The following is a 21775-nucleotide window of genomic DNA, read 5'->3' as shown; positions in this document are numbered from 1 at the left end:
TGATATGAAAATAAGCACACCCATTCGTACAAATATTTATACTTGTCAAAATTTTTCGAATCCCGAGAATTTTTTTAAGCGTATAAAGTTTAGATGTGAGAATTATCCTGAATTAGTCCCTGAAAAATGTGGATTTTGGGAGCCGCTTAAAGTTAAATTCTCTTCAGATATAATTGAGACATTAATACCAGATGATCGTGAAGGGAGGGCAGATAGTCTGTATTGGAGTCGTAACAAGAAAACTAAGGCCTGGGGAGTATTTAGTGTTCCAAAATACAGTGATATGCATGCTGAGGAAATAATTCATAGTGAATTAGAACAAACTGATCAAAATAGACTTATTGAATATGTCAAAAAAAATTGTCTTGAATTCAATGCTGATTTAGCAATCATTGATCTAGAAATCAATGATAGTTGGAATGTTGCTAATCCACATATAGGAATAGTTGAACCGACTACAGATCAACTACGTAATTGGTTACCAGATATGTACTGGGGTGTTGTATTTGGTAAACCTTACATAGATTTGTGGGGTATAGAAAAATTAATGAAAGTTCCAGCCTTTAAAGTTGAAAAATTATCGGATTCATTAATATTTATACAATTAACAGAAAAGATTGAGGATATATTAGATAATCCTGAAGAAATGAGATCTAAGCGCGAAGAGATTAAAGAATTTTTAAATAATTATGTTTTTTATTCAAATGATAAAGGATATAAATTTAGTGATAGCATTTGGTTTTTTTTAGGAATATCAGAAAATAATTTTATAGAAATTCCTAAACTTGGGTATGTACCGAAAGTATTTAATACGCCAATTTTTTGTATTGAAAATTCAGATGATATTTTTCAAGAAAATGAAGATAAACTTTCTGAATTAAATCAGTTCAGATTAATTCAAACTAATTTTTGGGAAATGAGTTTATCAAGTGATTGGCTTGTACAGGCTTATCCAGAGGAAAATCCAGATTTATCTACAGGATCAGTTGAACAAATTAGATTTTTCCATTTACCAGAGTATTATGATTTACCTGTACAGAGAGAGTTGTTTCTAGGTGTTTGGGACAGACCTGGTCAAAATATTAAAAATATTCGTCAGTATGCAGAAGATAGTCTAAAATTTTTAGAGCAAAGTTATCCATTAGCATATTCAAAATGGTCGATAATAGAAAGCAGAATTGAACATTTTGACGGGTATTCTGAGGTCTATCTAGATCAAGTTGATCAACAAGAACACAATTTATTTCGTATCGCAGTTAAATTAATTATTTTTGATGATTTCTTTGTTAAAGTCACTTATATGGATTATTGGTGTAATGATATTAATGAATCCAAGACTATTTCAGATCCAATTTTTTTATCTTTAACTGCTAAATAGTTTAATCATTAAGTGATAAATAAGCCTAACTAATATTTAAAATTATTGAGTTAGGCTCATATTTTGTAAGCATCCAGTAAACCCCACTTGAACTGGTCCTAGACAAAATAATGGACACATGGTCCCTCTAAAGATAACGTAACGTTAACTTTGGAGATGTAGGGAAAGGCTATCTTGCGCAGCAGTGCTGCTCAAGTCCAGAATTTAAATAGCAAGCAATTGATTATGCACTTTCAAACTCACACGAGTCTGTAGCTGCAATCGCCCAGAAGTTAGGTGTGGGTTATTCAACATTAGATAAATCGATTCGTGAGGCTAATCCCACGGGTTCAAGCAAACGCCAACTCTCGCCAGAACAACAGCGTATTCTCGATTTAGAAAAAGAAGTCAAACAACTCAGGGAAGCCAATGATATTTTAAAAAAGGCGCATGTGTACTTCCTAACAGATCATGCCAAGAAAAGTACACGGTAATTCAAGGTCTAGCTATGACTGAAATTAAGGTTTCTTCTGCCTGTAAATGCCTAGGTGTCAGCACTTCAGGCTATTATGCCTGGCGAAAACGCCAAGCCAATACAGCGCAGAAATACAATGATTGAAAATTTGTATATTGGCAGCATCATCATGCGCGCTTGGGTGTACCGTCTTTGGTACATGACATGCGGGATTTAGGTTATCGCATGAGTGAACGAACGGTTGGAAGAAAGTTAAAAAAGCTCGGTTTACGCAGCAAGATTGCACGTAAATATAAGTATACGACTGATTCGAATCATCGTTTGCCGACGGCACCAAATTTATTAGATCGCCAGTTTACAGTCACTCGGCCTAACAAGGTTTGGACAACCGACATAACGTATATCCGAACTAAAGAAGACTGGCTTTAATTATGTGTGATGCTAGATTTATTTAGTCGTCGTATTGTAGGTTGGCAAACTAGCCATCGAATAGACCGTGAATTGGTGTGTGATGCATTTAATTATGCAATAGCTCGTCAAGGGTATCCAACGGGTATTATGGTGCATTCTGATCAAGGTCGTGAGTACTGTAGTCGTGACTTTAGAGTGCTATTGTTGACGAATAACTGCCTTCCAAGCATGTCTAGACGAGGCCTTGCGCAGTATACTGCTCATGGGATAATGCGGTGACGGAAAACTTCTTTCATACATTGAAAGGTCATGTGGTACACGGGAGTGTTTTTACTACCCGAAAAGAAGCAAATGCTATCTTGTTTGAATATATTGAAGTTTACTACAATCGAATTAGACGACATTCTGCAAATGATTGGTTAAGTCCTGAGGCTTTTGAACTGAAATATTTTTATAATTTAGAGGGATCGGTTGTCCTCGATACTGTCTAGGATCACTACTCAGTTAGTCGAAAGTATCATCCTCAACAGATATTAAATGGTGAGGTAATCTGATCAAATAGTGCGATAACTATGACAGTAAAATGATCGATGATGATTTTAATGTAGCGCATCAAATAACAATTAAGATTAAATAATTTGTGCATAAGGTGGTGGTTGTATATGAGTATGATTCACGATGTGATCCTCTTAGTTTCCCAACAGAGTAATTGATTGTTGAGTTACCAGAAAACAAGCACGAAGCAGTTGACTTTTACCGCATATTTTGTCTGATGGTTCATATTTGAGTTGGCATGGAACAGCACAGGTTTTGATTATAATAGGTTTATCATGATAGGGAGCGTTGGCCTCTGCCAGACTGCGGTGTCTGCCAACGGTAATATGTATATAATTAGCCCAGCCCTAATAACTAAGGATAGACATGATATTGGTTATTTGAGAAATATCATTTGGTAATGTTCTCTCCTACGAAAAGACATAGATAGTATTTGTTTAGAGATGTGATAGCAGTCCGAAAAAATTCATTTATTTATGCAATAATTTTGTTTAATAACGCTTTTTAAACGAAAAAAATTGTCCAAAGCCTATCGTAAAATTGTCATTTGTAAAAGGCTACAGTTTACTATCCGTTATAAAGGGTTTACTTGATATTATTTCGATGTAAATTCACTATTTCTTACGTATTTTACCATTGACAATTATAATATATGAAATGAAAATAATTATCATTAACATTTGTGAGCGGAGCTTTTAAAATGTCTATTTATATTGATTCTCATAAGGTCGTATTGAAACAAGTGGGCGATATATTTTTAGACTCATGTTCTCCCTTACCCAACCATCATTTGAATCATTTCAATCCGTCTGATGGAAATGGCTATAGTGAAATTTATGATTTTGGTAAATTGTGCGTAGGTAAAGGAAAATATTGGATAGATCATCCACTTCAGATGAGTGCTGAGACACCAGCTCATTCCTTTGGGATCACGATACTCCTTTCTGGAACACATCACATTCAAAATCATAAAAGTAATCATAAATATGAAATTCGTTCCCCTATGATTATTTTACGAAAAGGAAGTTTAGGCTTACAAACAATTCACCTTCAAGAGCATAAAGAAATGTCTCTAATTTCTTTAGATTTTAATCAAAGTTTCCTTGAAATTATGGAAAGTAATTCTCTAAATTCTGATTTCGCAAATTTCTTTTTAAGTGAACCAAGTACAGCATTAAAAACGATCAATATTCCTAATAAGAATGTATTACATCAAGCCCACTATTTACTCAATATTCCATCAGCTCAGTCATCAATTGATCTTCTTCACTTGGAGGGGGCAGCACTAGAGTTAATGAGTCTATTGCTAGGTAACAATCAAAAATCTAACGAAATACCTTCATCAGTTCAAAGAACGATCTTTATTTTAGAAAATGAATTTGAAAAAAAGATCACAATTCGCACTCTGGCTAAACAAGTCGGGATTAATGAGTGTGATTTAAAAAAAATATTTAAGGAATATACGGGCAAAACTATTGGACACTATTTATTAGAAAATCGAATGAGATGTGCTCAAATTTTGCTCAAAGAGGGTGTTTCAATTGAAAAAGTTGCCAATCAAATTGGATACAGTAGTACTCAGTATTTTAAAAAAATTTATGAACGTTATTTCAGCTACAGTTGTTAGCAATGTATGTTGAAATTATACGCTAATTTCATTCGATGGATTTTAGGCAGCCAATTTTTATGCAGAACATTTTTATAAAATCCAGTACCATTGATGATTGACTCACACCACAATTTGTAAAGTTTTTGTAATTCGCATAATTAGAATAGTTTTTATATGCCAATAAATTCAATCCCTTCGTACTACATGACTGATAAATCTACTTATGATTCTAGTTATAACCCTATCAAAAAATACGACCCAAACACTTCCAGAAAAGCAGACTGAGAAGATTGTTTGAGCATATGATTCTATGAATCGACTACAAGAGCATTGTGTTTAACGGAAGGGAAGTAGGCACTCCCTCATAGATATCATCAACATTTAAGTTAAAGTTTGACATGAGAATCTAAATAATTTTTTTAATCAGTGAGCATTACAGTCCTAGGTTGTATGAGGCGTAAATTAATAACAATTCTAGCTTTTACTCTTATTAAAAAAATTTCACGAGTTTTTTAATATTTCTTATATTTTTCATAAGTTTAGATTTATTATTTGTAGACTAATCAATCTTTTAATCACACTGAGTTTCTTCTTAAAAGAAATTTAATCTTATAAATCAGTCATTTTCCTAGAAGTTTAAAAAATACATCGGATATTTTCTATTAAATGTTAATGATTATCAATATTATTATTGTTAATGCAATTGCATGCACTAGAAATTTTAGTTGTTTATTGACTGGGAATTAACACGTGTATTACAAGGGGAATGGCTTCATGAATGATATGAATCTCTCAATTGATCATGCAATTGAACTGAATATTAACCTAGAATCTTCTTGTTTTTTAACTAAAGATTATCGTTTATTAGCATCAGATTTAGCTGAAGTAGTAAAATTAGCTGCTTGCGATTATGAAAAATTAAGTCAAACCATTACAGATAGTTTTCAGAAATTAAAAAAAGATCCAAATGCAAATCCAATTTTGGTTGGTGCAATTCCATTCGATACAACACAAGCATCGTCTCTCAATATTTATCGGAATCATCGTAAACAAAGACAATTGGTGATTTCATCTAAAATAACTCATTCGCCATTATCTATTTCAAATCAAAAACCTTTGATTAAACAAAAAGATTTTGCGCATGCCATTGATATTGCAATTGATCAGTTTAGGTGTGATCAATTGGAAAAAGTGGTTTTGTCACAGGCTGTGGATTTTGAACTTTCACAGTCACAAAATCCTTTTGATTTGGTTGATACATTAGCTAAAGAAAATCCACATGCATTTAGTTTTGCTATTCCAGTTGAAGACAATGCTTACCTTCTGGGTGCAAGTCCAGAGTTACTGATTTCAAAAAATGATCTGACTGTTCGTAGTAATCCTTTAGCAGGCTCTCGTCCTTTAAGTGAGGATGAAAATATAAATCAGTCACGTATTCATGAATTGTATGCATCAGAAAAAGATCTTAATGAGCATCAAATTGTGGTGGACAGTGTCTTAGAAAATTTAAAGCCATTTTGCCAAAAATTAAAGGTTTTAGAGAAACCTGAAATTTTAAAAACGGCCACGATGCTTCATCTTTCGACCGTATTTGATGGTCAGTTGAAAAAGCAGTCTGACAATGCGTTGCAGTTGGCATTGGCTTTACATCCTACACCTGCAATCTGTGGTTCACCTACCGAGCCTGCAAAACAGTTTATTTTAGAACATGAGGGTTACGACCGTCATTATTTTGCTGGTTTGGTGGGATGGATGGATGCCCAAGGTAATGGCGAATGGGCTGTCACTATTCGTTGCGGTTTACTCAATGATAAAAAAATTCGTTTATATGCTGGTGCTGGAATTGTGATGGGATCACAAGCTGAACTTGAATGGAGTGAAACTGAAGTCAAAATGCAAACTCTACTAAAAACCCTAAGCGCAACTTTTCATTCCTGATGAAAACAAATTCTATATTTGGCGCCAATAGAGCATGAAAACCAAATCAAAGACATATTTTTGAAAACAGATTAACGATATATAGGCAACACTATGACCATTCCAAAAATTCCAAGTTATCCACTTCCATTTAAACAAGATTATCCCGCTGCAAAAGTGAATTGGAAAATTGAGAAAAATCGTGCTGCTTTATTGATTCATGACATGCAAGATTATTTTGTCAATTTCTACGGTGAAGATTCAGAATTGATTCAACAGGTGGTTGATAACATCGCACAAATAAAAGCGTGGTGTGTAGCTAATGATGTACCAGTGTTTTATACCGCACAACCTGCTGAACAAAAAGATCAAGATCGTGCTTTGTTGAATGATATGTGGGGGCCTGGTCTAACGGCTTATCCTGAGCAGGCCGCAATTGTCAAAAAACTAATGCCAAATGAGCAAGATCAAGTGCTTACTAAATGGCGATATAGCGCTTTTTATAATTCAGACTTAGAAAAAATGCTTAAAGACACTCAAAAAGATCAACTTATTATTTGTGGTGTTTATGCGCATATTGGTGTGCTTCAAACTGCTGCAGAAGCCTTTATGAATGGTATTCAACCTTTTGTGGTCGGTGATTCAGTTGCTGACTTTAGTTTAAAAGATCATTTGTTCGCTTTGCAATATGTTCAGAATAACTTGGGTGTTGTCGAAGATGTTGAATGTGTCATTGCTTCATAAGGCTAAGAATTAACAGCTAACTCGAGGATGACCATGACACAGATCAATTCAGAAGTTTTAGATATAAATCTAGTAAAGAAAATTGCGTGGGTAACTGGTGTTAATCAGGGCATAGGTGCACAGATCATGCAACAACTGATTGCTCAAAATATTTATGTCGTCGGTTTCGATTTATCTATTCGCAATTTTATGACAAGTGACCATTACGAAGTTCACCAATGTAATGTCGGTGATTCATCACAGGTTTTTGATCTTTGCCAAAAATTATTAAATACGTCACCACCAGATTATTTCATCAATACAGCAGGGGTATTGCATTTAGATGGGCACGATGCATTGCCGATTGAGGCTTGGAGACAAACTTTTGAAGTGAATACCTTTGCTCCATTTTATTTTTTAAAGAATTTAAGTCCACATTTTCGTAACAAACGTGAAGGTAGCATTGTCATGGTGTCTTCCAATTCTGCACGTGTACCACGCATTGAGATGGCGGCTTACGGTGCATCCAAAGCGGCATTAACTAGTTTTAGTAAAACTGTAGCTTTGGAACTTGCTGAATATGGCGTACGGGTGAATATTGTATCGCCAGGTTCTACAGTGACTCCAATGCTTCGTCAACTTTGGAATGATGCGTCTGGGGAGCAAAAAACGATTCATGGAAATTTGGCGCAATACAAAGTGGGTATTCCATTGCAGAAAATTGCACTAACACAAGACATTGCCAATGCTGTGATGTTCTTAATTAGTGACCAAGCCTCGCACATCACTATGCATGATTTAGTGGTTGATGGTGGTGCAACTTTAGGTCAATAAGAAAAGGATAAAATAATGCAATTACAGCAAGAAATTACTGCGAAAATTCATCAAGTGCTTCAAGTTGAAGATGTTCATATTCAACCCCAAGATAATTTAATTGAACATGGTTTACACTCCTTAGCGATCATGCAATTGGTCGATCATTTTGAGAAAAGATATAGCAAAGCTTTGTCTTATGCAGATTTTGCTATGTCACCTACCGTTCAGGATTGGCATGACCTGATTCAAGCCAATGAAAATAGAAATATAGCTGATTTAAATATATCTGAATCCACGGCGCAGTTGTCATTAGACGTACCCACATGGTTAGAGCAGTTACCCACTGATCTTGTTCCACTATCAGATATGCAATATGCCTATTGGGCAGGAAAAGAGACGGAAGGCGTATCTGCACATTTATATATGGAGTTTGAAGGAGTCAATTTAGACACTGTTCGCTTACAAAAAGCATTTCATACTTTAGTGCAACGCCATCCAATGTTGAATGTCAGAATTATTAATGGACAGCAAAGTATTGTGTCATTAGAGCATCAAGATATTCATCTTGAGGATTTAACGCATCTGAGTGCATCAGCCATTCAAGCACATTTGTATGCTAAACGACAGCGTTTAACTCACCAGCTTTTAAATGGTGCAGAAGGCCATGTTTTGGATGTGCAGTTAACATTGTTACCTGAGCATCGTCATGTGCTTCATATTGACTCAGATATGTCAGCGATTGATCCACAAAGTTTCTTGATCGTTGTTGAAGACCTAACCGCTTTATATCAAGGTAAGGCTTTGCCAAAGTTAGCTGTAGATCAGATTGAATATTTTAATTATCTCGAACAACGTCGACAAAATGTAGAGTATCAAACCCGATTAGGACAAGATCAAGCATGGTGGCAACAACAACTTGATAATATTGCGCCAGCACCTCAGTTACCACAAATTGCGGAGGGTCTCAGATCTGATGAACATCACTTTGAACGTTTAATTCATATTTTTAGTGAAAAAGAGCGTGCCTGTTTACAAAGCCTGGCACAAACCCATGGGGTTTCGGTACGAAGTCTTTGTCTTACTTTATTTTCGTACACAATTGCTTCTTGGTCATCCAGGTCTGACTTTAGACTTAATTTACCAACATTTATTCGTGAACCATATGGTGATGATATCCGCCATATTGTGGGTGATTTTACCCAAATGAGTTTACTGAGCTTAAAACTGAATAACCATGAAACTTTGCTAGAAACTACAAAACGTATTGAGCGAGATGTAGATCAGATTATTGAACATTATCGTTATGGCGGTATTCATGTATTACGTGATTTATCCAGACATCATCAAAAATTGGAAATTTCACCTATTGTTTTTACCTCAGCCTTAGATGAAGGTGAAATTTTTTCTAAGCCACTACAAGACACTCTTGGGCAACCAATCTGGTGTATTTCACAAGGCCCAAAAGTTGATTTAGATGTGCAAATTGCATATTTCAATCATGGCCTGGCTGTGAACTGGGATATTCGAACTCATGCTTTTCAACCTGATGTGATTGAGGCAATGTTCCAGCATTACATTAAGATGATTCATGGCCTAATCTCTAAAGGCAGTTCGGCATTTGATGAGAAATTTAAATTTGAGTTACCTCAAGTACAATCTGATGTACGTAAAAAACAAAATTCAAGATTACCTGCAAAGATTTTGTCTCAATTTCCAAAAGCAAATGAAGAAACACAATTTCGTGTATTGAATGAATTGGGTGCAGATTGTCCAGATTGGGTTTTAGGTCGTTTGATCCTCAATATAAATCAACAATCTAATCCCAATTTAGAGCAATGGATAGATACACGGTTTCCAGCATATTTTGATCACCAAGGGCAATTGTATGTCATTGAGCAGTCACATCAGTTGTTTTTCAAGAATGGCTATTGTGTTGCTGTACAAGATTTAGAAAATCGGATTCAAAATATTTCGCATGTGCAAAATGTAAAAATATACGCGATGAATGATCAGCAAAAATCATATTGCATTGCTTTACTTGAGTTAAATCAAAAGTTGTCATCTACCGAATTACAGACTGCATATCATCAGATTCTTCCTGTGTACTTGATTCCTGAACAAACTTATATCGTTGATCAATTGCAGGCATTTACTTCAAATACGCCTATTCAGGATATCCAGAATTTTGTCCAACCCCATTTGTCTATAGAGCAGATGGCATCACAGCAACCATTGCAATCCACTGCACTGGAGCGCGTGGTGTGTTTCATTATGGCTAAAATTATTGGGTTACCACAGCAACAGGCAATCGTTGATATAGATTTCTTTGATGAAGGTGGTGACTCTTTATTAGCTACACATTTAGTCACTGCACTGAATCAATATTTCAAGAAAAGTGATGTCTCTGTCGTCGATATCTTTACTCAGCGTAATGCAAAAAATATTGCATTATTGATTGAACAAAAAATACCTGATACCGCACAGCGCATTGCCACTGTGTTTCTACAAGTGATTGAGGGGAAATAAAAATGATAAACCAAATGCCATTAACCCCCATGCAAAAAGCATATTTACTGGGTAAAAGTAAAATGTTCCCACTGAGTCAATCCTCTATGCATGACTTTCGTGAGTTGCATGGAAAAATTGATGCTGAAATTTTTTCACAGCGTTTAACGATACTGGTGAAGCATTATTCTGCGTTACGTACCATGATTGATGAAACGCGATTGGTACAATATGTTGTACCCAAAATTGAATTGACGAATCAACTCAAAATTTATGATTTTCGTCAGTTAAATATTTCAGAGGCCGTTAGACGATTAGACCTATTACGTGAAGAATATCGCTATTTTTTACATGATTTAGCCATATCACCTTGGCAAATCGCATTAATTCAATTACCAGAAAAAGCTGAAGTATCATCCGTAGTGTTGACCAGTTTTGATGGTTTAATTATTGATGGTTATTCGATCTCTGTTCTTTTAGACCAATTATTTGACTTTACTCGTGATTTAAACAATTTACTGAGTAGTGAAGAAAAAAAGTCGAATACGGATGATATTGATTTTTTTAACGCAACAGAAAAAGATCGTCAATTTTGGCATGAAAAATTATCACAAGTAGATGAAGTTAGCCAATTACCTTGGGCTAATACACTTGAAACCATTACTCATCCACATTATGGGCGTCGCAGTGTAGTGCTTGCAAAGTCGCAATTTGATCAATTATCAAAGTTGGCTGCCCAGTATAAAGTTTTTCCAAATGCCTTATTAACTACATTGATTTTAGATGTGCTTTCTCGTTGGACAGAAGAGCAAAAATTGTTGATTTCTATGCCTGTATCTCATTCGGCATTGCATAAAACAGTGGGCAACAGTTCTTCTTTCATTGTATTGGATTATCAATATTCTCCAGAAATGAGTCTTGTCGATCAAATCAAATCGACCCAAAAACAAATTTTGGAATGTATGGGCCATACCTCATATTCTGGCATTGAACTATCTAAATATTTGATGAGAACTTTAAAAGAATCAATTGTTTTACCTGTGGCATTAACCAATGGTTTGTCATGGGTTAAACCACCACAACATGATCATATTCGTTATGCTGTTGGGCAAACACAAACACCGCAATTGGCTTTAGATATTCGTTTGTCTTTATCTGCACAATCTGAATTAGTTATTGATCTTGATTTTGTTGAAGAGGCATTAAGTGAAACAATGATTCAAGATTTAGCAGATGCATTGTTGGCCCGACTCAATGATTTAACTAAGCTGAATGGTGAATTACAACAGCCAAAGCACATCTGCAATATAGCAGTTTTATCCGATGATGCAGATATTTCGGATGATTATCAACATGTTGAAGTGGTTGATTATTTAGCCAATATTCAGTGTCATTTATTTGAAAAAATTCCAAATAAAACCGCTTTAATTTACGACGGAAAGAAGGTTACTTATGCTGAGCTAGGTGCTCATGTTGCGAAAGTTCGCCGTGCACTTGATTTGGCACAAATTGGTCAAAACCAAGTGGTGGCTATCTGTTTACGTAAAAGTCCTGAACATATTTATACGATTTTAGCGTGTGCTTTATCGGGGATTGTTTGGTTACCTGTCGATATGGACTCACCAAAATTACGTCAGCAGTACATTCTTAAAAACAGTCGTGCAGATTTAGCCATTTCGACTTCACCTATTGAAGGTTTACTCACACTGAATATTGATGAAATTTTAAAGGTTTCATCCAATTCAAATTTATATTCTGGTAGTGCTGAATCTAAGTTTGAATCTGAACTAAGTTGGCACCACCATTATGATGCATCACCTGCCTATTATTTATATACCTCAGGTAGTACGGGTACACCAAAATGCGTGGTACTGAATAACCGTGCTACAGCGCATGTACTACAGGAAACCATTGATTTCTGGGGAATTAATGATAAGGATATTCATTTAGCGGCAACGCCATTCCATCACGATATGTCAATTTTTGATTTGATGGCTCCTTTGTCTGTTGGAGGCACTTTGGTGGTTCCAACTCTGGAAGAAGCGAAAAGTGCTGTGGCATGGGCTGAACTCATTGAACGATACCAGGTTTCAATCTGGTGTACTGTTCCAGCAATGGTCGATATGTTGCTCACTTCAGCCGAACCGAGTCAATTACAAAGTATTCGTCTGATTAATCAAGGCGGTGATTATGTCAAACCTTCTGTCGTGCAAAAACTTCGTGAAATTTTACCGAATACTCGTTTGATTTCGATTGGTGGTCCAACTGAAACTACAATTTGGAGTATTTGGCATGAGATTACATCTGAAGATATCGACGTCATTCCTTATGGTAAGGAAATGGTGCATAACCGTTATTACATCTTAAATAAATTTGGTGAGTTTTGTCCGCCAGGTGTGGTAGGGCAGTTGTACATGTCTGGTATTAATCTTGCCAATGGTTATTTACTGGATGGCAAGTTGACACAAAAGGATTTTGTGTTGTTAACCTTACCAAATGGTGAAATCCATCGTGTGTTTCGCATGAGTGATAAAGGTTACTTAAGAGAAGATGGCAATATTATTTTTGCAGGTCGTGATGAGGGATATTTAAAAGTACGTGGTGTGCGTATTGCGGCATCAGAAATTGAAAATGCCTTATTGAAACATGCAAAGATTACCGACTGCGTGGTCATAACCTGTACCAATCCAGTGTATGAAGGCAATGAGTTGGTGGCGATTTACAAGACCGATCATGCAGATTTAAATAGTATGCGTCCATCTGAGTTACGTCAATTTCTACAAGACTATGTACCGAACTCACATATTCCATCACGTTGGGTACCTTTAGCAGAATTTCCAATTACCCGTAATGGAAAAATTGACCGTAAAACGTTAAAGCAAGTGGCTCATGATTTTCTCTATCAAACTTATGCCAAAGCAACCAATGATCATCCAAATTTTCGTGCAGTAAAAGAAGTACAAGATACAGCCCATGGCACTCAACAAACGAGTAAAGCAACAGGTTTTACGCAAACAGCGCAGCAACCTTCTATTGCGAAAGACGTGATTCATCATCTGCAAATGTCTTTGGCAAATCATACAGGTCAAGCCGATTTATTTTTGGATACAGAAATTTTAGCGCTAGGTATTAGTTCAGGTCATTTAAATCGTTTAGCGAAGCATTTTTCTCAACAGCTCAATACTTCGATCCAATTTTCTGATTTAGCCAAGTGTAAAACTATTGGTGACATCGTCATGAATATTGAATCACAACTACATCAGAAATAAAAAAAGGAGTCGAACATGAGTAACCAACCATCCATCATGAGTGATGACTTATTGAGTTTATTTGAAAGTAAGTTGCAGGATATTGGATTATCAGAGCGTATCTCAACTGAAGCGGTTGAACATTACACAGAAAATCAGATCATAAACATTGAAAAAAATGGTGTGCAACTTTCTTTTACTGAAGAACGTGCATGGATGCTGCATCAACAAGATCCATTGGCATCTTCAGGACCATTTATATTAGCGTTTCGGTTAAGTGGCGAGATTGAGATTTCTCGATTATCCAATGCCATTCAAAAACTTTATGAGGGTGATTCAAATCTAAATTTACGTTATGACTTGGATGATGAAGGCATATTAAATAAATACCATGATGAACACACACCTTTTGAGATGAATATTCATGTGGTCAAGTCTGAACAAGAAGCGGTTCAGTATCTGTTGTCTTGGATTCAGAAACCGATCAATTTGGCGAAAGCTCCAGCGATTCAGTTTACGCTACTGCCGCAAAGTCATCATGAGGTCATTTTAGGTATTTTAGGACATCATATCTTGTTAGATGATTCTGCTTGGCAACCCATTTTTGCGCAGCTTAGCCAGAATTATGCACAGCTTGACGGTGTGTTAACAGCATCGAATTCACACATTGAATTATCATCTAAAATACCAGCAAAAGTTTTGGTGAATTCCCAAAATGCATTGCAATATTGGAAAACTATATTTCCTACGGGATTAAACCAGTTAGATTGGCCAAAATTTTGCCGAGCACCGAATGTTCAAGCATCAATAATTCAGTATGGTCAAAATACAATCTTTGATTATGAGCAAAAAGCTGTACGTTGCTCTAGCAGCATACCATTGAAGGGCTTAAAACAATTAAGCGAGCGGGCGCAAGCATCGATTTTTCATACCGTGGTTGCCCAGTTTGGAGGGTACTTAAATCATTTATTTGGTACACAGTCAATTGATCTTTTTGTACCGATTGTCGAACAGTATGAAGCATCTAGCCTTAGCCAAATTCGGTCAAGTTCAAATATTTTACCTATCCGAATTTTACGGCCTGAATACTCTGAACAAGAATCGAATATTGAAAATAAAGAAAAAGAATCGATTGTAAATGTACGCAATCAAATATTGCAGGGCATGGTTCATAATATTTCGATTGAACAGATTTTGTCTGCTACCAAAACGAAAAGAAACACGATTCCAAATGTTTTAGTGACGCAATTTATCGATGGCAGTCAATTCTTAAAATTGGAGCAAGTTGAAACATCAACATTGATCATTCCGCCCATTCATTCAGATTATGACTTGACCTTGGCCTTTCAGATTAAAGCTGATGAGATTCATTTTGAACTCACCACAGGTGAAAAATTATCTAAGAAAATTGGTTTATTACTACTAGAGCAATGGATTGAATTTTTACATCTGGATGCACAGCAGCGGCTTGAAGAAGCAGCAATTTTTGCATTTGGCCATCAGGCTTCTCCATATGGTTCTGATCAAGAACATTGGGCTCAACCAACTTCATCGGTTCAACCACAAGTAGATGCATCAATTACACAATTGATTCTGGATGAGTTTAAACAAGTCCTGATGAATCCAAATTTACAAGCCGATGATAATTTTTTTGATTTTGGTGGCCATTCAATTTTAGCTACGCGTGTCATTGGCAAATTGCAAACCCAGCATGGATTGCTCATTAAAATTGCAGATTTCTTCAATGCACCGACTGCATTGGAATTATCGCAATGTGTGGAATATTTGAGTGATCGAGTTAAGGACAGCTCAGTAGCAGATGATAATCGTGAAATTGTGGCACCACTGACTTTATTGCAAAAAGCGTTTATGGGCTTTTCAAATCAAGGCCGGGATGCGATGTACAATATTCCATTTGCCTTCCGTTTTAGTGAAACGGTAAATGAACAGGCTTTTTACGATGCATTTTTAGACATTCTAAAACGGCATCATGTAATGCGCAGTATTTTTGTTCAGGCAGATCAAGGTGAGATTTTTCAAACGGTCATTCCGATGGATCGGTTAAATCAGCATCCATGGTTCTGGGGTTCTGAACATCAGGTTGGACAAAGTGCCCAGCAGATTTTACGTGCTGAAGCGAATCATTCTTTTGATTTGATGCAAGAGTTCCCAATTCGTGTTCGTTTTATGAAAGATGAACAGGGACAGCATATTCTGTCGATGTTGCTCTATCACATTGCGATGGATGAATGGTCGTCGGGTATTTTGATGCGTGAGTTGATTCAAGCTTATACAAGCCGTGTCGACGGAAAAGCACCAATTTGGGAGAAAACACCACGCCAATTTCACGAATATGCAATGGCGCAAGATGATTCTGCACTACAAGCACATATTCAATATTGGATGAACACGATTGGGAAAATAAAAAAACAACAGCCGTTATTGCCAGCCTACAGGAACGATGTAGATATGCCACCTCCTGAAAATAATCTAGATGATGTTTCAGGCGCTGCTGTTGAATTTAATTTTACGGCAATACAAGTTGAGCAACTGTATGCTTTAGCACGTCAGTATCGCTCTTCTTTATTTTATGTAGTCTATGCCGGATTACTACTCACCACCTATTACTTGGGTGCAGGTAAAAAAGTTTTGTCTGGGACATCAGTGGCGTGTCGCCAAGATCCAAATTATCAAGATACGCTGGGTTATTTCACCAATGTAGTCATGCATTACATACAGTTCAATGAAAGCTTAAGCATTAAAGACTTAGTTAATCAAGTTCAGAACAATATCTTTAAAGCACAAGAATATGCAGATATTCCATTTGCCATTGTAGAAGACAATATTCGCGCTGAAGGTGAAGAATGGACAGAAAGCCCATATGAAGTTTATGTGCAACTACATGCTCAAAATGCCTTAACGGGTGTATTCCAACTTAATTCTGGTGACGAAATAGGCTTTGAATTGATTGAACCAGAGCGAGATACAGCTAAATTTGGTTTGCATTTTGAAGTTTATGAAGAGCCGAGTTCTGAAAAAGAACGCCTGCGTGTGGTGATTAACTATCGTGTAAATCGTTATAACGAGATACAAATTCAATTGATTCGTCAGGTGGCGCAACAGGTTTTAGAAAGTTTTATCCACATCGATACGCAGTCAGAAGAATGCACGCAGATTGATGTCATGGAAATCCGTCATCAGCTGTCAACCATTCAACTTCCAGAATTGGCAATTTAAAGGATTCAGTTCATGTTTTTAGAACAAGATATTCAACAAGGCTATGTTCCATTTCCTGAATCGAGAGCCAAACAGTATCGTGCAGAAGGTTGTTGGAAATCGAATACCCATTTTCAAATGCTAGCAGATTCAGTTAGTCGTTTTGGTGACTGTATTGCGGCTATTCAAGACCAAAAACAACTGACCTATAAACAATTGTATGACTATGCCATTCGCTACGGCGCATACTTAAAACATAAAGGTATTCGAGAAACAGACTTTGTTTTATTGCAATCACCCAATGTGATTGAAGTGTTTATTGTTATTTTTGGTTTATATGCCATTGGTGCAAGACCAGTCTTTTGTTTGCATGGTCATGGCGCTTATGAAATTGAAAATATTGCACGGCAAAGTCGTGCAGTAGGGTTTATCAAATTATGTGGTACGGCTAATGAAATCACTGCAGTCGATGTTTGTGAAGAATTTTCTGTGCCGAACTTTCAGCTTTGGTTTAGAGAAACGATATTGAGTCAAGAGACTATTGCAGGCTCGTTACCTCAGTTAAAACATCTCAACTTAGATACCAATATTCAAGCTTTAAGTTCTTCAGAAGACATTGCATTTTTACAACTGTCAGGGGGGACAACGGGTTTACCAAAACTGATTCCACGCACTCATGCTGATTATATTTATTCGATTGAAAAAAGTGTCGAGGTTGCAGGTTTAAATCCACAGACCAAGCAACTGGTGGTGTTACCTGTAATGCACAACTTTTGTATGAGTTCACCTGGTTTTCTTGGTGTGTTCTATGCAGGTGGAACGGTGGTGCTGAGTCAATTAACACAACCCCGAGTTTGTTTTGAGCTGATCCAAAAATACAAGATTGAACAGGTGTCTTTGGTGCCTGCAATTGCTACTTTATGGCTCAATGCCGAAAGTCTAAAAGACTACGATCTCTCTAGTTTAAAGGTGATTCAAGTAGGTGGAGCGAAGCTTTTACCATCACTTGCTGAGCAAATTATTGATCAGTTCCAAGTCAAATTACAACAAGTGTATGGCATGGCTGAAGGTTTAGTAAATTTCACTCATTTAGATGATACCAATGCGGTGACTATTCAAACCCAGGGTAAGAAGCTGTCACATTTAGATGAAATACGCATTACTGATCATCATGGACAAGCTTTGCCAATCAATGCGATTGGTCATATTCAAACCCGTGGTCCGTACACTATTAATGGCTATTATAACTTGCATGAAATTAATCGCCGTTCATTTACTGATGATGGTTTTTATAAAACAGGAGATATCGGCTATTTAGATGATGACCTCAATATTGTCGTGACTGGACGTGAGAAAGAGCAGATTAATCGTTCTGGAGAAAAAGTCACACCCAGCGAAATTGAAGAATTCATTTTGCAATATCCAACTGTTAAAGATGTCTGCGTGATTGGTGTCAGCGATGAACATTTGGGTGAACGGATTAAAGCCATCATCATTCCTAAACATGAAGATCATGAAATTAGTTTAAAAAATATTCGTAAGTTTTTAACAGGTAAAAATATTGCGCATTTTAAAATTCCAGATGAAATAGACGTTGTAGCGGATTTTAAATATACCCATGTTGGTAAAGTAAATAGACAAAAACTGGGATAAGAAGGAATTAAAAATGAGTACACAACAGATTTATGACATTGTAGGTGTCGGTGTAGGGCCATTTAATTTAGGGTTAGCTTGTCTCACAGCTCCATTATCAGAATTAAAAACTATTTTTTTTGATCCTAAAGAGGAGTTTGATTGGCATTCTGGCATTATGCCTGAAGGCAGTACATTACAAATTCCATTTATAGCTGACCTTGTCAGTTTTGCAGATCCGAAGAGTCACTACTCTTTTTTGAACTATTTAAAGCTTAACAATAAACTATATCAGTTCTTTATTCGTGAAAATTTTTTCATTTTACGTGCTGAATATAATCTTTACTGCAAATGGGTCACATCACAACTTGAGAATGTTCATTTTAAAAGTTTTGTCGATGAAATAGATTATGATGAAGTCGGTGAGCTTTATACAGTCACAGTAAAACAACCTCAAGGTGAGATAACTGTCATCACCAAAAATTTAGTATTGGGTACAGGAACTACTCCTGTTATGCCAAAATTCTGTCAAGGCTACTCAGATAATGTTCATTCTAGCGCAGATTATTTAAAATATAAAAAAGATTATCTCAATAAAAAATCCATCACCATTGTGGGCGGTGGGCAAAGTGGTGCAGAAATTTATTATGACTTACTTAGTGAGATAGATCAGCATGAATATCAATTGAATTGGCTGACAAAAGCTCCGCATTTCTTTTCAATGGATTTGGGTAAGTTAACACTAGAATATACTTCACCAGATTATACTTCACATTTTCATTCGCTTGAGCAAAATAAGCGTGATCAAGTGATTGGTTCTCAAAGTGCATTATATAAAGGTATTGAGTTAAGTTTTGTCAACCGAATCTATGATCTTTTATATCAAAAATCACTTTATGCTCCGATAGCGACACGTATGATGCCAAATTGTGCTTTAGAAATGGTGACTCAACAAGACTCACATTTAGATCTGATCTTTAAAAACTCAGATATTAATAAAAGTTTCAAATTACACAGTGAGGTTTTGATTCTTGCGCTTGGATATGAATACAACATTCCAGAATGTTTGACACCAATTCGTTCGCAAATCAACTGGGACAATAAAAACCGTATTCAAGTTAATTGGAATTATAGCATTAACGATAAAAACACTATTTTTGCACAAAACATTGGCATTTATTCACATGGATTCACAGTTCCAGATTTAGGTATGGGCTGTTATCGCAATGCCATCATTATCAATAGCATTTTAGGGCGTGAAGTTTATCCTGTTGAAAAACGAATTGCTTACCAAGAGTTTGCACCTTTGGAAGATGAAATTGTGACAACACTAAAAACAAAGCCTAAACCACAGCACACAAAATTATATTTTTAGGATATTAAAATGAAGTTACCCCTGTATTTCCAAAGCAATATGAAAGATCATTTGGAAGATTTGGTAAGAACTAAAGATACACCATTTTTAGTTTTAGATCTGAGTGTGATTGAAAAGCACTATTTAGAATTAAAACAAGGTTTTCCAAATACAGATATTTATTATGCATTGAAAGCTAATCCTGCAAATGAAGTGATTGATCGTTTAAACTCATTGGGCTCAAATTTTGATTTAGCTTCCGTTAATGAGTTAAAAAAAGTTCAAGCATTTGGTGTTGATGCATCACGTTTAGCTTTTGGAAATACCATCAAAAAACGTATCGATATTCAATATTTTTATGATCAAGGCGTACGACTTTATGTCACAGATTCGGATATCGATTTAAATAACATTGCACACTATGCTCCAGGTTCTAAGGTATTTTTTAGGTTATCAATTGATGGTTCAGAAACAGCAGATTGGCCACTTTCAGGTAAGTTTGGATGTAATGCTGAATGTGTTATCAGATTAGCAATAAAAGCCAAGGAATTGGGTCTCATTCCATATGGTATTTCTTTCCATGTCGGCTCTCAACAACGAAAAATTGACTTGTGGGACAGTGCTTTACAGGAAACTAAAGCAATTTTTGATGTATTAGCCACTGAACATAATATTCGTCTAAAAATGCTAAATTTAGGTGGAGGATTACCTGCACAATATGTTCAGGAAACGGAAGCATTTGATAACTATTCTAAGCAAATTAATGCGGCACTTGAGATATTCAAGTCTTACCATCTAGAACAGATTATTTTAGAGCCAGGACGTTCATTAGTAGGCAATGCAGGTATTTTGGTTTCTGAAATTGTTCTGATTTCACAGCGACCACAGTCGGGTACAAAGCGTTGGGTTTATACCGATGTTGGTGTGTTTAATGGTCTAATTGAAACATTAGGTGAATCAATCCAGTATCCAATTATGTGTAAAAAAACTGGAAACAGTGATGACATCATATTGGCAGGTCCAACATGTGACAGTATGGATATCATGTATCAGAACAAAAAATATGAACTCCCATTATCTCTCGAAATTGGCGATCATTTGTACTGGTTGTCGACGGGTGCATATACCACAAGTTATAGCTCGATTGAGTTTAACGGTTTTCCACCACTGCAATATTATGCTTTGAATTAGTTAGTTACTTGGGATGCTTTTCATTAAAAAGTATCCTTTTAATTCTTAAAATTTTGCTGTTATTTTCAAAGAGAATACTCGTCATGAAGACAATATCAAAAGCATTGCCTGGTTTTTTTGATTATGCAGAACATCAAGTTTCATATACTTTACGTGATGTCGTACTCCCACAAGATTTACCGTTACTAGTCAAATGGATGCATCAACCGCATATTATTCCGCAGTGGCAGCTCAATAAATCTGAACTTGAACTGGCTGTTTATTTTGAAAGAATGCTTTGTGATGATCATCAACATTTATATATCATTCAAATTGATCGGAAAGACGTTGGCTATTTAGAAATTTATGAGGCAAAACGTGATCGCTTGGCATTATATTATGATGCAGAAGAAAATGATTTAGGTTGGCATGTTTTATTGAGTGAAGATGCAGTTGGTAAAGGGCATTTTCGTGCTGTCATGCGTATGCTAAGTTTCTTAATTTTTGAGCATTCTAAAGCAGGAAAAGTAGTTGGTGAACCTGATGAGACAATGTTGGTCTATGAAAAAATTAAACAGGATATTGCTTTAAATGAACAGGGTAAAATTAAGCTACAGGAAAAAACGGCTGTTTTATATCACTGCTTTAGAGAACAGTTTTATCGACAGTGTGGGCATTATTATGAGGAATTTAAACGTAAAAAAGCCAGTTAATCTTGATTTAAAAATAACAGAAGTTAATTAATGTGGAATAAAAAGATCAAAATAGTATTTTCAATATTTTGATT

12 protein-coding genes and 1 pseudogene are annotated in these 21775 nt (G+C 36.0%); all 13 read left to right on the top strand.

Annotation, left to right across the window (positions count from 1 at the left end):
• Nucleotides 1-4: 4 nt before the first annotated feature.
• On the top strand, nt 5-1378 hold the full coding sequence (locus F952_RS14340) for a hypothetical protein (RefSeq protein WP_004929206.1): 1374 nt from the start codon (nt 5-7) through the stop codon (nt 1376-1378).
• A 218-nt stretch (nt 1379-1596) separates the two neighbouring features.
• Nucleotides 1597-2734 (top strand): annotated as a pseudogene (locus F952_RS16785) (IS3 family transposase).
• Nucleotides 2735-3498: 764 nt separating this feature from the next.
• Entirely contained in the window at nt 3499-4425 is a 927-nt protein-coding gene (locus tag F952_RS14330) for a helix-turn-helix transcriptional regulator (protein ID WP_004929200.1), read from the top strand.
• Between the two features lie 756 nt (nt 4426-5181).
• Nucleotides 5182-6345, top strand: coding sequence for an isochorismate synthase (locus tag F952_RS14325; protein WP_004929199.1), 1164 nt, complete (start codon nt 5182-5184; stop codon nt 6343-6345).
• A gap of 93 nt (nt 6346-6438) precedes the next feature.
• Nucleotides 6439-7068 (top strand): isochorismatase family protein, encoded by a 630-nt coding sequence (locus F952_RS14320; protein ID WP_004929198.1) that lies wholly within the window; start codon nt 6439-6441, stop codon nt 7066-7068.
• A gap of 27 nt (nt 7069-7095) precedes the next feature.
• Nucleotides 7096-7881 (top strand): 2,3-dihydro-2,3-dihydroxybenzoate dehydrogenase, encoded by a 786-nt coding sequence (dhbA, locus tag F952_RS14315; protein WP_011182612.1) that lies wholly within the window; start codon nt 7096-7098, stop codon nt 7879-7881.
• 15 nt (nt 7882-7896) lie between these two features.
• Nucleotides 7897-10389, top strand: coding sequence for a condensation domain-containing protein (locus tag F952_RS14310; RefSeq protein WP_004929196.1), 2493 nt, complete (start codon nt 7897-7899; stop codon nt 10387-10389).
• Nucleotides 10390-10391: 2 nt separating this feature from the next.
• Nucleotides 10392-13637: an amino acid adenylation domain-containing protein gene (locus tag F952_RS17155; RefSeq protein ID WP_004929195.1), complete on the top strand. Its 3246-nt coding sequence runs from the start codon at nt 10392-10394 to the stop codon at nt 13635-13637.
• 15 nt (nt 13638-13652) lie between these two features.
• Nucleotides 13653-16853: a condensation domain-containing protein gene (locus F952_RS14300; RefSeq protein WP_004929194.1), complete on the top strand. Its 3201-nt coding sequence runs from the start codon at nt 13653-13655 to the stop codon at nt 16851-16853.
• Between the two features lie 12 nt (nt 16854-16865).
• Nucleotides 16866-18485 carry a (2,3-dihydroxybenzoyl)adenylate synthase gene (locus F952_RS14295; RefSeq protein WP_004929193.1) on the top strand — a complete coding sequence of 540 codons (1620 nt, stop codon included), beginning with the start codon at nt 16866-16868 and terminating at the stop codon, nt 18483-18485.
• Between the two features lie 13 nt (nt 18486-18498).
• A complete protein-coding gene (locus F952_RS14290; protein WP_004929189.1) occupies nt 18499-19839 on the top strand; it encodes a putrescine N-hydroxylase in 1341 nt (446 codons plus the stop codon).
• 9 nt (nt 19840-19848) lie between these two features.
• On the top strand, nt 19849-21009 hold the full coding sequence (locus F952_RS14285; protein ID WP_004929186.1) for a type III PLP-dependent enzyme: 1161 nt from the start codon (nt 19849-19851) through the stop codon (nt 21007-21009).
• Nucleotides 21010-21092: 83 nt separating this feature from the next.
• Nucleotides 21093-21701, top strand: a complete 609-nt coding sequence (locus tag F952_RS14280; RefSeq protein WP_004929184.1) for an N-hydroxyputrescine acetyltransferase — start codon at nt 21093-21095, stop codon at nt 21699-21701.
• Nucleotides 21702-21775: the final 74 nt, after the last annotated feature.

Source organism: Acinetobacter baylyi DSM 14961 = CIP 107474 (assembly GCF_000368685.1).
Taxonomy (GTDB): domain Bacteria; phylum Pseudomonadota; class Gammaproteobacteria; order Pseudomonadales; family Moraxellaceae; genus Acinetobacter; species Acinetobacter baylyi.
The sequence above is the reverse complement of the archived record's forward strand: the minus strand, read 5'-3'. Positions and strand labels throughout refer to the sequence as shown.